This window comes from Blastococcus sp. TF02A-26 (assembly GCF_003319125.1).
GTDB lineage: Bacteria > Actinomycetota > Actinomycetes > Mycobacteriales > Geodermatophilaceae > Trujillonella.
On sequence record NZ_QOHG01000017.1, the window covers coordinates 95,603 to 106,874 of the forward strand.

Annotated in this window: 15 protein-coding genes; 4 read left to right on the forward strand and 11 right to left on the reverse strand. The window is 73.9% G+C overall.

Annotated features, from left to right (window positions below; all coding sequences use genetic code 11):
* Positions 1-41 precede the first annotated feature (41 nt).
* Together DQ240_RS17960 and DQ240_RS17965 are read left to right on the forward strand one after the other, a co-directional pair.
* A complete protein-coding gene (locus DQ240_RS17960) occupies positions 42-314 on the forward strand; it encodes a hypothetical protein (RefSeq protein ID WP_233498807.1) in 273 nt (90 codons plus the stop codon).
* A gap of 94 nt (positions 315-408) precedes the next feature.
* Positions 409-651: an acyl carrier protein gene (locus tag DQ240_RS17965; RefSeq protein WP_113840993.1), complete on the forward strand. Its 243-nt coding sequence runs from the start codon at positions 409-411 to the stop codon at positions 649-651.
* A 1-nt stretch (position 652) separates the two neighbouring features.
* Here DQ240_RS17965 and DQ240_RS17970 read toward each other — a convergent pair whose 3' ends face one another.
* Both DQ240_RS17970 and DQ240_RS17975 read right to left on the reverse strand, forming a co-directional pair.
* The gene (locus DQ240_RS17970; protein WP_113840994.1) at positions 653-1,345 is read right to left on the reverse strand and encodes a DsbA family oxidoreductase; all 693 of its coding nucleotides are present in this window, start codon (positions 1,343-1,345) and stop codon (positions 653-655) included.
* 28 nt (positions 1,346-1,373) lie between these two features.
* Positions 1,374-2,375, reverse strand: coding sequence for a cation diffusion facilitator family transporter (locus DQ240_RS17975; protein WP_199589383.1), 1,002 nt, complete (start codon positions 2,373-2,375; stop codon positions 1,374-1,376).
* Between the two features lie 73 nt (positions 2,376-2,448).
* Here DQ240_RS17975 and DQ240_RS17980 point away from each other — a divergent pair, with 73 nt between their 5' ends.
* On the forward strand, positions 2,449-2,835 hold the full coding sequence (locus tag DQ240_RS17980) for a GntR family transcriptional regulator (protein ID WP_113840996.1): 387 nt from the start codon (positions 2,449-2,451) through the stop codon (positions 2,833-2,835).
* Positions 2,836-2,874: 39 nt separating this feature from the next.
* Here the strand turns inward: DQ240_RS17980 and DQ240_RS17985 are convergent, their stop codons facing one another.
* Both DQ240_RS17985 and DQ240_RS17990 read right to left on the reverse strand, forming a co-directional pair.
* The gene (locus DQ240_RS17985; protein ID WP_113840997.1) at positions 2,875-3,252 is read right to left on the reverse strand and encodes an FKBP-type peptidyl-prolyl cis-trans isomerase; all 378 of its coding nucleotides are present in this window, start codon (positions 3,250-3,252) and stop codon (positions 2,875-2,877) included.
* On the reverse strand, positions 3,240-3,458 hold the full coding sequence (locus tag DQ240_RS17990; protein ID WP_147262023.1) for a hypothetical protein: 219 nt from the start codon (positions 3,456-3,458) through the stop codon (positions 3,240-3,242). The genes DQ240_RS17985 and DQ240_RS17990 overlap by 13 nt, the downstream gene beginning before the upstream one ends.
* A gap of 187 nt (positions 3,459-3,645) precedes the next feature.
* Here DQ240_RS17990 and DQ240_RS17995 point away from each other — a divergent pair, with 187 nt between their 5' ends.
* Positions 3,646-5,364, forward strand: a complete 1,719-nt coding sequence (locus tag DQ240_RS17995) for an alpha-glucosidase (protein ID WP_113840999.1) — start codon at positions 3,646-3,648, stop codon at positions 5,362-5,364.
* 11 nt (positions 5,365-5,375) lie between these two features.
* On the opposite strand, the gene DQ240_RS18000 is transcribed toward DQ240_RS17995, so the two are convergent.
* The 7 genes from DQ240_RS18000 to DQ240_RS18030 form a co-directional block, all read right to left on the reverse strand.
* Positions 5,376-6,557 (reverse strand): glycosyltransferase family 1 protein, encoded by a 1,182-nt coding sequence (locus DQ240_RS18000; protein ID WP_199589384.1) that lies wholly within the window; start codon positions 6,555-6,557, stop codon positions 5,376-5,378.
* A 69-nt stretch (positions 6,558-6,626) separates the two neighbouring features.
* Positions 6,627-6,848 (reverse strand): ferredoxin, encoded by a 222-nt coding sequence (locus DQ240_RS18005; RefSeq protein WP_113841000.1) that lies wholly within the window; start codon positions 6,846-6,848, stop codon positions 6,627-6,629.
* Between the two features lie 20 nt (positions 6,849-6,868).
* Complete coding sequence (locus DQ240_RS18010; protein WP_113841001.1) at positions 6,869-8,167, reverse strand: NADH-ubiquinone oxidoreductase-F iron-sulfur binding region domain-containing protein; 1,299 nt, start codon at positions 8,165-8,167, stop codon at positions 6,869-6,871.
* A 96-nt stretch (positions 8,168-8,263) separates the two neighbouring features.
* Positions 8,264-8,605 (reverse strand): Rieske 2Fe-2S domain-containing protein, encoded by a 342-nt coding sequence (locus tag DQ240_RS18015; protein ID WP_199589385.1) that lies wholly within the window; start codon positions 8,603-8,605, stop codon positions 8,264-8,266.
* Positions 8,606-8,673: 68 nt separating this feature from the next.
* Positions 8,674-9,825, reverse strand: coding sequence for an amidohydrolase family protein (locus tag DQ240_RS18020; RefSeq protein ID WP_113841003.1), 1,152 nt, complete (start codon positions 9,823-9,825; stop codon positions 8,674-8,676).
* 47 nt (positions 9,826-9,872) lie between these two features.
* Complete coding sequence (locus tag DQ240_RS18025) at positions 9,873-11,000, reverse strand: amidohydrolase family protein (protein WP_199589386.1); 1,128 nt, start codon at positions 10,998-11,000, stop codon at positions 9,873-9,875.
* 146 nt (positions 11,001-11,146) lie between these two features.
* A partial coding sequence (locus DQ240_RS18030) for an integrase core domain-containing protein (protein ID WP_147262024.1) occupies positions 11,147-11,272 on the reverse strand: 126 nt, incomplete at its 5' end.

Sequence of the window (11,272 nt, forward strand, 5' to 3'; positions counted from 1 at the left end):
GGGCGGGATTGCGCCGCGGGACGAGCGGGAACGGGTCGGCCATGACCGTCACCGATCCCGACGTGCCCGACCCGCTCAACGACCCGCGCACGCTGCAGGCCGACCCCGGCGCCAACGGCCAGGGGGACGACCTCGCGTCGGCCGCCGACGACCCGTCGGCCACCGGCGAGGAGGAGCTCGCGGCCGGCCAGACCCTCGCCGACGACGCGGGCGGCGGGGACGTCACCGGCGGGCTCGTCGAGGGCGAGACCGACGAGGACGTCGTCGGCGGCCCGCTGACCGGACAGGGGAACACCGCGGGCGGCGTGTCCTAGGTCGTGACGGAGCGGTCCGTTTCGGGCCGCTCCGCACGGGAACTCCTCCGGGGCCTCAGCCCCGGGCGCGACGACGTGCGCACAGGAGGACCCGATGGCCACCGGTGAGACCGGCTTCGAGGACGTCACCTTCGACCTGATCTCGGTCCAGTACCACTCGCTCAAGGCCGGGCACGACTACGGCCAGTACGTCCGCGACGCGGAGAACGCGGGCCTGGACGACATCGCGGGCTTCTTCCGCGAGGTCATGGAGCAGGACTCCGCCCGGGCACGGCGCTGCCACGAGTTCCTGCGGCAGCTGTCCGGCACCGACCAGGGCGGGCCGGCGACGCAGTAGCTCAGACCGCGCAGGTCCCGTCCTCGCAGCCCTCGGCTGCGGGGACGGTCTGCAGCGGCTGCGCGTCGGCCCAGGCCCTCTCCAGCACCTGCAGGAGGAGCTCCGCGGGCTGCGCGCCCGACGCCCCGTAGCGCCGGTCGACGACGAAGAACGGCACGCCGGTCGCCCCGAGGGCACGGGCCGTCGCGATGTCCTCCTGGACGGCCGGCCGGAACCGGTGCTCGCCGAGCGCCTGCCGGACCTCGGCCTCCTCGAGGCCGACCTCGACCGCCAGCGCGACGAGCGAGTCGACGTCGAAGACCGAGCGCCCCTGCTCGAAGTAGGCGTGGAGCAGCCGCTCCTTCATCTCCCCCTGCAGCCCGCGCTCGGCGGCGAGGTGCAGCACCTCGTGGGCCAGCAGCGTGTTGCCGCTGACGCCGCTCGCGAGGTCGTAGCGCAGCCCCTCGCCGGCGGCGGTCTCCTCGACGTGCCGCATCATGTCGCGCATCTCGTCGACGCTGCGGCCGTACTTGGCGGCCAGCGCGGGGAGGGTCGGGTGCGTCTCGCCCTCGGGCACCGACGGGTCCAGCTCGAAGGACCGCCAGACCACCTCGACGTCGTCCCGGTGGCCGAACCGCTCCAGCGCGGTCTCCAGCCGGCGCTTGCCGATGTAGCACCACGGACAGACGACGTCGCTCCAGACCTCTACGCGCACACCGCCGGCAACGACGGCCGCCGCGCCGTCATTCCGGCTCGTGCACCTGCGCCCGGGCCCGCCCGTCGCCGGGGGTGGGGTCGAGGAAGACGTAGCGGACCCCGCCGTGCCGGGCCACCAGCCGGCGCTCGGCCTCGTCGGAGGCGCGCTCGACGTCGGCCACGGTCGCGGTGTCCTCGAAGTCCACCTTGGCGGACACGATGAGCTGCCCCGGGCCGATCACCGACGTCAGCAGCACCGGGACGGCGCTCACCTGGGGCAGCGCCTCGATCTCCGCGCGCAGCTCCTCGCGCATCCGCTCGGAGACCGACTGCCCGATGAGCAGCGACACGTTCGCCCGCGCCAGCACGGTGGCGACGAGCAGCAGCAGGACCCCGATCAGGATCGCGGCGACGCCGTCCCACACCGGGTCGCCGGTGATCTGCTCGAGGAACAGGCCGAGCGCGGCGAGCACCAGCCCGACGAGGGCGGCGCTGTCCTCGAACGTCACCGCCTTGACCGTGGTGTCGCTGGTCCGGGCCAGGTAGCGGCGCGGCGTCGTCCCCCACCTCCGCGCCTCGCCGCGGACCTGCCGGACCGCCTTGAGCAGCGAGCTGCCCTCCAGCACGAAGGAGATCCCGAGGACGACGTAGGCGATGAGCGGATCGCCCTGCTCCTCGCCCTCCAGGATGGTCTCGACGCCCTGGTAGAAGGAGAAGCCGGCGCCGAGGGTGAAGGTGGCCAGGCAGGCCAGCAGCGCCCAGAAGTAGGTCTCCCGGCCGTAGCCGACCGGGTGCCGCTCGTCGGGGGCGCGGTTGCCGCGCTTGAGCGCGACGAACAGCAGCACCTCGGTGATGGTGTCGGCCAGCGAGTGCGCCGCCTCCGACAGCATCGCCGAGGAGTGGCTGATCAGGCCGCCGACCAGCTTGGCGATCGCGATGCCCAGGTTGGCCAGGCCCGCGACGACGACGGTGGCCGTGGACTCCCCGCCCGAGTCCCCCTGTCCCGCGGAGGCCAGGGCGTGCTCGGGGCCGGGCGCCGGTTCTGTCACGGCGCGGGCAGTGCCCGGGCGGAGCGCCGACCAAGCGTCCGCCGGGCGTGGCGGATGCGGCAGGCTCTCTGGCATGACGGAGGCCCGGGTCCTGGAGATCGTCGTCGCCGTCGACGGGCCGGTGCCGCCGTACGAGCAGATCCGGAGCCAGATCGCCGAGCTCGTGCACAACGGCGCCCTGGCCGAGGGCGACCGGCTGCCGACCGTGCGCGCGCTGGCCGCCGACCTCGGGGTCGCCGCCGGGACGGTCGCCCGCGCCTACACCGAGCTGGAGACCGACGGCCTGGTCGAGGGGCGGCGCCGGTTCGGCACCGTCGTCACCGGGGGCTCCGGTGACCCGGCGCGCGCCCGGCTCCGGGCGGCCGCCAACCGGCTCATCAGCGCCGCCCGCGCGGACGGCCTCGACGACGACGCCGTCCTCACCGCCGTGCAGGGCGCGCTGGAGGACCGGCGCGGCTGAGCGGGCCGGGCCGGGCGCGTCCCCGGCCCGGCCGACCCGTCAGCGGACGCCGACGAGGTCCACCACGAAGACGAGCGTCGCGCCGGGCTTGATCACGCCGCCGGCGCCCCGGTCGCCGTAGGCCTTGTGCGCGGGGATGGTCAGCCGGCGGCGGCCGCCGACGCGCATGCCCTGCATGCCCTCGTCCCAGCCCTGGATGACCATGCCGACGCCGAGGCGGAACTCCAGCGGGTCGCCGCGGTCCCAGGACGCGTCGAAGGTCTCGCCGCCGTCGTGGGTCACGCCCACGTAGTGCGCGCTGATCAGGTCGCCGGCCTTGGCCTCGGGACCGTCGCCGACCACGATGTCCTCGATCACCAGGTCGGCCGGGGCCGGGCCCGTGGGCGGGTCGACGTCCGGGCGGGTCAGCTCGGCCATGGTTCTCCCTCCTGCACCGGGGAGGTCCCGGCACCGCGGTCCATCCAAGCAGCGCCGGCCGGGGCCGGCTCCTCGGCCGGCGCCACCCGGGGCCCGGTCCCCACGTCGAGCGGGTGCGCCAGCTCGTCGGCCGGCAGGCGGGCGGCGAGGACGAGCACCCAGGCGTGCCGGGCCGGACCGCCGCCGTCGGCCACGACGGAGGGCACCAGCACCTCGAACGGCCCCCGTCGAGACCCGGCACCATGCCCGCGGCCAGCAGCAGGATGGCCATGGGCCGCCGTCCTCCTCGTCCCGTGCCCGTTCCTGGCGCATCGTCTCCCGCGGGTGCGGGACCGGTCGCGCGGTTGTGCGGCAGGGGGTGCGCCTCCGGTGTGCGCGTGCTGGGCTGGGCGCATGACCGGAGCCGGGGGAGACGGGGACGCGCCGTGGTGGACCAGGGCGGTCGTCTACCAGGTGTACCCGCGCTCGTTCATGGACTCCGACGGCGACGGGATCGGTGACCTGGGCGGCGTCCTGCAGCGGCTGGACCACCTGGCCGACCTCGGCGTCGACGTCCTCTGGCTCTCCCCGGTGTACCCCTCGCCGCAGGCCGACAACGGCTACGACATCAGCGACTACCGGGACATCGACCCGCTGTTCGGCGACCTCGCCACGTTCGACCGGCTGGTCACCGAGCTGCACGACCGCGGCATCAGACTGCTGATGGACCTGGTCGTCAACCACACCAGCGACCAGCACCCCTGGTTCCTGGAGAGCCGCTCGTCGCCGGACAACCCGAAGCGGGACTGGTACTGGTGGCGCCCGCCCCGGGCGGGGATGGCGGCCGGCGCCCCGGGTGCGGAGCCGACCAACTGGCAGTCGTTCTTCTCCGGCCCGACCTGGGAGCTCGACGAGCCGAGCGGCGAGTACTTCCTGCACCTGTTCGACCGCCGGCAGCCCGACCTGAACTGGGAGAACCCGGAGGTCAGGCAGGCGGTGTACGAGATGATGCGGTGGTGGCTCGACCGCGGGGTCGACGGCTTCCGCATGGACGTCATCAACATGATCAGCAAGGACGTCGCCCCGGACGGCTCGCTGCGGGACGGGCCGCCGCTGCCGGGCTCCGCGTGGGGGGACGGGTCGGCGTCCTACCTCTGCGGGCCGCGGATCCACGAGTTCCTGCAGGAGATGCACCGCGAGGTGTTCGCCGGTCGCCAGGGCGCGTTCCTCACCGTCGGCGAGATGCCGGGGGTGACCGTCGAGCAGGCGCGGCTGTTCACCGACCCGGCCCGCGCCGAGGTGGACATGGTGTTCCAGTTCGAGCACGTCGGCCTGGACCACGGGACGTCGAAGTGGGACGTGCGCCCGCTGCGGATGCGCGACCTCAAGGCCTCGTTCGGTCGCTGGCAGGCGGGGCTGGCCGAGGTCGGGTGGAACTCCCTCTACTGGGACAACCACGACCAGCCGCGCGCGGTCTCCCGGTTCGGCGACGACTCACCCCGGTACCGCCGTGACTCCGCCACCTGCCTGGCCACGCTGCTGCACCTGCACCGCGGGACGCCGTACGTCTACCAGGGCGAGGAGCTGGGGATGGCGAACGCCCCCTTCACCTCGCTCGAGCAGTTCCGCGACGTCGAGTCGCTCAACCACCACGTGCACGCGGTGTCCGCCGGTGCCGACGCGGCCGCGGTGCTGGCGTCGCTGCGCACGATGAGCCGGGACAACGCGCGCACGCCGGTGCAGTGGGACGCCTCGCCGAACGCGGGGTTCACCACCGGGACGCCGTGGATCGCGGTGAACCCGGATCACGTCGAGTGGAACGCCGCCGCCCAGCGCGAGGACCCGCACTCGGTGCTCGCGCACCACCGGCGGCTGATCGCGCTGCGGCACGCCTCCGACGTCGTCGCCGTCGGCGACTTCTCGATGCTGCTGCCGGAGCACGACGAGGTGTACGCGTTCACCCGCTCGCTGCCCGGCGAGACGCTGCTCGTCGTCTGCAACCTGTCGGCGACGACGTACGGGGTCGCCGAGCTGCTGCCCGAGGCCGTCGGTGCCGAGCTGGTGCTGGGCAACCTCCCCGACGCGGGTCCGCAGCTGCGGCCCTGGGAGGCGCGGGTGCTGCGCCTCCCCTGAGCGACGAGGGATCAGGCGGCCGCGGCGCGCTCCGCGGCACCGGCGAGCACCGCGGCGTAGTGCCCGATCAGCTCGTCGCCGACCCGTGCCCATGTTCGCTGGACGACCGACCGGCGGGCCCGCGCCGCCGCCGCCCGCAGCGCCAGCCGGTCGTCGCGCAGCCCGGCGACCATGGCGGCCAGCACCCGCGGGTCGTCCCCGCTCCACAGCCAGCCGTTGCGCCCGTGCCGGACCAGGTCCAGCGGCCCTCCGGCGGCGGCCACCAGCGCCGGCACTCCCGCGGCCAGCGCCTCCTGCACCGCCTGGCAGAACGTCTCGTCCCGGCCGGGGTGCACGAACAGGTCCATCGAGGCCACCAGCCGGCCGAGGTCGGTCCCCGTCCGCTGACCGGCGAACACCGCGTTCGGCAGCGCCCGCTGCAGGTGGCGCCGGCGGGGTCCGTCCCCGACCACCAGGAGCCGCACCCCGGGCAGGCGGTCCACCTCGGCCAGCAGGTGCAGCCGCTTCTCCACCGCCAGCCGGGCGACCACGCCGACCAGCAGCTCGCCGTCCGGGGCCAGTTGCGACCGCAGCGCGAGGTCCCGACGGCGCGGGTCGAACTGGCGCGCGTCGACGCCCCGGGCCCACAGCGCGAGGTCCCGGACGCCCCGGCTGCGCAGGACCGCGGCCGTCGCCGACGACGGCACGAGCGTGAGGTCCGCCGTCCCGTGGACCTGCCGGACGAGGCGGTCGGCGAGCGCCGGTCCCCCGGGCAGCCGGTAGCGACGGGCGAAGGCGGCGAGGTCGGTCTGGAAGACCGCGACGACCGGGATGCCGAGGTCCCGGGCCGCCCGGCCGGCCGCCGCGCCGAGCAGCGCGGGCGAGGCCAGGTGGACGACGTCGGGGCGCAGCGCGCGCAGCGTGCCGGTCAGGTCGAGGCCGGGCCGGGCGACGGCCAGCCCCCGGTACCCGGGCAACCGGACCGCCGGCACGCGGACCACCTCGACGGGAGCACCGCACGCGCTCGTGTAGGAGGAGCCGCTCGGAGCGACCACGACGACGTCGTGGCCGCGCACGGACAGGTGGTCGGCGGCCCGGACGACCGAGTTCACCACCCCGTTGACGGCGGGCCGGAACGTCTCGGCGACGACGGCGACCCGCAGGCCGGCCACCGGGGATGCGGCGGCCGCAGCCGCACGCAGCTCACTGGTCACCCCCGCAGGGTCGACGCGCCACGTGTCCGCCCGGTGACCGACAGCGGGCCGCGCCGCGACGGCTCGGCGTCAGCGTGCGGCGGTCTCCTCCGCGTGGGTGTGCAGCTCGGTGATGGCGTGCACGGGGCAGTCGAGCAGCGCCCGCCGCACGCCGTCCTCGTGCTCCGGCGCGACGTTGCCGGCGCCGATCAGGGAGACGTAGCCCCACTCGTCGAGGTCGAAGGTCTCCGGGGCGTACTTGGCGCAGAACCCGAAGCCGTCGCACTTGGTCCGGTCGAGCTTGATCTTCACGGCGGGCTCCTCGTCGGGCGTCAGGCGGCCGGCAGCGCGACGGCGAAGGGCGCGCGGGACAGCGGCTGCCCCTCGTTCCCGGCGCAGGTGGCGCAGGTGCCGTCCAGGTGGGTGGTGACCGCGTCGGGGAACTCGCGGAGGACGGCGGCCGCGACGTTGGTGGCGCCGTCGAGCGTGCCGCAGGCGCCCCGGCCGCGCAGGCGCACCGACCAGTCGGTCAGCCGCTCCACGTCGGCCGCCTCGGCCCGGTGGTCGCGCAGCGCCTCGAGGACCGCGCTCATCGCCGCGGTGCCGTTGAAGCACGAGCCGCACTGGCCGGCGTTCTCGCGGGCGAAGTAGGCCATGACCGCGGCCGACACCTCGACGGCGCAGGTCCCGGACGACAGGACGCCGACCGCTCCGCACCCGAGACCGCTGTGCAGCGCCTTGATCGCGTCGTACTCCAGCGACGCGTCGAGGACCTGGCGGCCGAGGACACCGGCGAAGTAGCCGCCCATCAGCACGCCGTCGACCTGCGCGGGGTCCTCGCCGAGCCAGCTGAGCACCTCGGTGAGCGTCACGCCGAACGGCACCTCGTACAGGCCGGTCGCGGCGCAGCCGGACAGCGTCAGCAGGAACGTGCCCGTCGAGGCGACGGTGCCCAGCTCCCGGTAGCCGGTGGCGCCGAGGCGCTGCACCAGCGGGAGGTTGGCCAGGGTCTCGACGTTGTTGACCAGCGTCGGCCGGCCCTTGACGCCCTCCTCGAAGGGCCGCGGCGGCTTGTCCGTCGGCAGCGCGGGGCCGCCGTTCAGGGCCTGGACCGCGGCGGTCTCCTCGCCGGCCACGTAGGTCGGCTCGACGACGGTGACCTCGACCTGCGCGTCCCAGACGCCGGCGCCGCCGAGCTCCTGCACCGCGGCGCGGACGCTCTCGGCGGACCCGGGGTCGGACACGTACACGTGCACCTCGTCGGCGCCGACCATGAGCGAGGCCAGCCGCAGCCCGTCGAGCACCAGGTGGGGGCGGGTGCGCAGCAGCCAGCGGTCCTTGACGGAGGCCGGCTCGCCCTCCTCGCCGTTGGCGACCGCGACCGGCACGCCCCGGCCGTCGCGGACGGTGCGGATCTTGCGGGCGATGGGGAACGCCGCGCCGCCGCGGCCGCGGACCCCGGCCTCGTCGACCTGGTCGAGCAGCCGCTCGACGTCCTCGACGACCGCGTAGCCACCGGTGGCCCGGTAGGCGGCGAGGTCCTCCCGGCCGCCCGCGCGGAACAGCCGCCCCTCGACCCCGGGGTACGCGGCGACGGCCGGGAGAACGGGCACCTCTGTCGCCAGGCTCATGGTGCGGGGACCTCCAGGGTCGTCCGGGCACGCCGGAACGGGTCGTGGACAGGGGCCGACGGCCGGCGGGAGCGTGGGCTCCCGCCGGCCGTCGGGTCAGGCCGTGACGATGACGTCGGAGCCCTGCACCCGCACCGGGTAGGTGCGGATGCTCCACTCCGGCTTCACCGCGGTGGTGCCGGTGGCGAGCTCGAAGCCCCACTGGTGCCAGGGGCAGTAGATGAACTCGCCGGCGCGCGACTCCGCCGCGCCACCGGGCACCTCCGGGTCGACGACGGTCACCCCGTGCGTGCGCCCGGAGCAGAGCGGACCGCCCTCGTGCGGGCAGTAGTTGGCGATCGCGTAGAAGCGCCCGTCGACGTTGTAGACGCCGACGCCCCACCGCCCGATGGGCACGACCTTGTGCTCGCCGGGCGCGATCTCGTCGACCGTCGCCACCACGTGTTCCCGCCCCCGCGCGAGCGGGGTCCGTACGGTCGAGCGCTCCCGCGTGGAACGGTCCGGCACTACAGGGCCCGCTTCTGGCCGGGCAGCGCCGGCACGGTCTCGGGCAGGTTCTTGAAGACCTGCAGCGCGTTCTGGTACATGATCTTCTCCCGCATGTGGGCCGGCAGGTGCTTGGCCACCCACTGCGGGTCGTCGAAGGTCCAGTGCGGGTAGTCCGACGAGAAGAGCAGGATCTTGTCGGCCTCCATCCACTCCAGCGAGCGGGTGAACTCGAGCTTGTCCTCCGGCATGTCCAGCGGCTGCGTCGTGCACCAGATGTGGTCCTTGACGTAGTCGGAGGGCTTCCGCTTGAGGCCGTTCTCCGGACCGCGCTTGGCGTGGATGGCGTCCATCCGCCACATCAGCGGCAGCAGCCAGTTGAAGGCGTGCTCGATGAAGACGATCTGCAGGTCCGGGAACCGGTCGAAGACGCCGTCGAAGACCAGGCTCATGACCTGGTTCGCGGCCAGCATCGAGTAGCTGACCATCAGGTCGTGGTTGTAGGTCATGAAGCCCACGGGCGACATGGGCAGCTCGTTGTGCTGGCCGCGGCCGAGGTGGCAGGCGACCGGCAGGCCGTTGCGGGTCGCGGCCTCCCAGACCGGGTCGTACCGCGGGTCGCCCCACGCCGGGCGCAGCTCGGCACCGATCAGGACCTGCGACATCATCGGGTGGCCGGCCCAGTGCTCGATCTCGCGGGCGGCGGCCTCCGGGTGCTCCATCGCGGCGACGATCGAGCCGCGGAAGCGCTGGTGCCAGTTGTGCTCGCTGTCCAGCCAGCAGGCGTCCTGCCAGGCGTTGGTCGCCTGGGCGACCGCGTGGTGCTCCTCCTCGGTCTGACCGCCGCCGTTGAGCGGGCCGAGGATGAGCAGGTCGCAGCCGGCCTCCATGATCACCTGACGGAACATCAGGTCGGGGTCGGACCCGGCGAAGTTGCCGTCGGACGGGAACGAGTCGGTGCGCATCGCGAACGAGTGCGCGAAGTCCGGGGCGTCGTAGTACACCGGGCTGCCCGCGCCGGTGGAGCGGTTCTCAAACAGGCTCCGGAACTTCGCCGGCAGGAACGGGGTGAGTTCACCCCGCTTCGGCGAGGGGTGGATGTCGCTGTCGACGACCCGCACCTCGGTCATCTCCTGCGAGACTTCCTTCGGACGCTGCATCTCGATGGTCATGCCGGTTCCTCTCGTCGCGTGCCGGACGGGTCGGGGGAGCGAGCGCCTCAGGCGGACGCCGGGACGGGGATGTCGATGCCGTAGAGCCGGGCGGCGGTCCGCCACAGCACCTTCTCCCGCTGCTCGGGCGTCCAGGCCCGCGGGAGGTCGTCGGGGGAGTGCATCTGCCAGTCCGGGTAGCTGGACCCGAACATGGAGGAGTCCTCCTTGCCGGTCATGCGCAGCCAGTCGTCGGCGAACTCGGCGTCGGCGCCGGGCCCGTCGAGCGCGCCGTGCACGAAGTACACGTGGTCGGCGAGGTAGGCGCTGGGGATCTTCGGCGCCCAGGGGGTCTGCTCCAGGTGCGGCCGGCCGAAGGAGTCCATCCGCCAGATGAACGGCGTCAGCATGTCCGCGGCGCCGTCGGCCCAGACGATCTTCAGCTCGGGGAACTCCTCGAAGACACCCTCGGCGATCATGTTGAGCAGGTGCCAGACGAAGGTCATCGGCTGGTAGGCGGCCAGGTGCGAGAAGGTCCGCGTGATGCCCGACGGCGTCGGCGGGTGGGTGATCCCCACGCCCATCTCGATGTGGACGGCGACCGGGAGGCCGGCCTCGACCGCGGCGCGCCACAGCGGGCGGAAGTACGGCCGGCCGTAGGGGTGCTGGGTCTGCATCGGCAGGCCGATCTGCACCACGCGCGGGTGGTCCTTGTAGCGGTTGATCTCGCGGACCGCGCCGTCGATGTCGTTGGGGTTCACGCGGATCGTGCCGCGGAAGCGGTCGGCGTAGGTGCCGGAGTCCAGCCAGCGCTCGACCAGCATCCGGTTGTAACCCGCGAAGATCGCGGTGCCCAGGTGCCAGTCGGGCAGGATCCCCGCGTTCGACATCGGGTGCAGGACGGCGACGTCGACGCCGCGCTCCTCGAACAGCTGCCGGCCGACGAGCTCGGGGTCGGAGCCGGGGTGCCCGGGCACCCGCTGGACCGGCTGGCCGAACGCCTGCTGCTCGATCACCACGTCGGTCTGCGTCCCCGGGGCGTAGCGGACGCCGTCCGGCGGGGCGAACCACGCCACGTCGACGTCCGGGTAGCCGCGGCTCTTGAACGGCTCGTTCAGGTAGCCGCGCAGGTCACGGTCGGACGCGAAGAAGACGTGCACGCTCGCGTCGATGACGGGCCGGCCCTCGGGATCCACCGCGTTCCCTCCACTCGGTCCGGACCCGTGCGCCGGACCAAACAATTGCTCCGCAGCACCCTACCGCTGCCGTGAGCGCCCTCACAAGGGCGGCGCCGGATCGACGTGCCCGGGGACGACGGCGTCCCCGGGCACGTACCCGGCGGCTAGCTGTACTGCCCGGAGACGTTGGTGCAGCGGGTGATGGGCGGGAGGTTGCGCAGGGCGGTGTGGGGCCGGTGGTGGTTGTACTGGTGCAGCCAGCCTGACAGGGCCGCCCGCCGCGCTTTCTC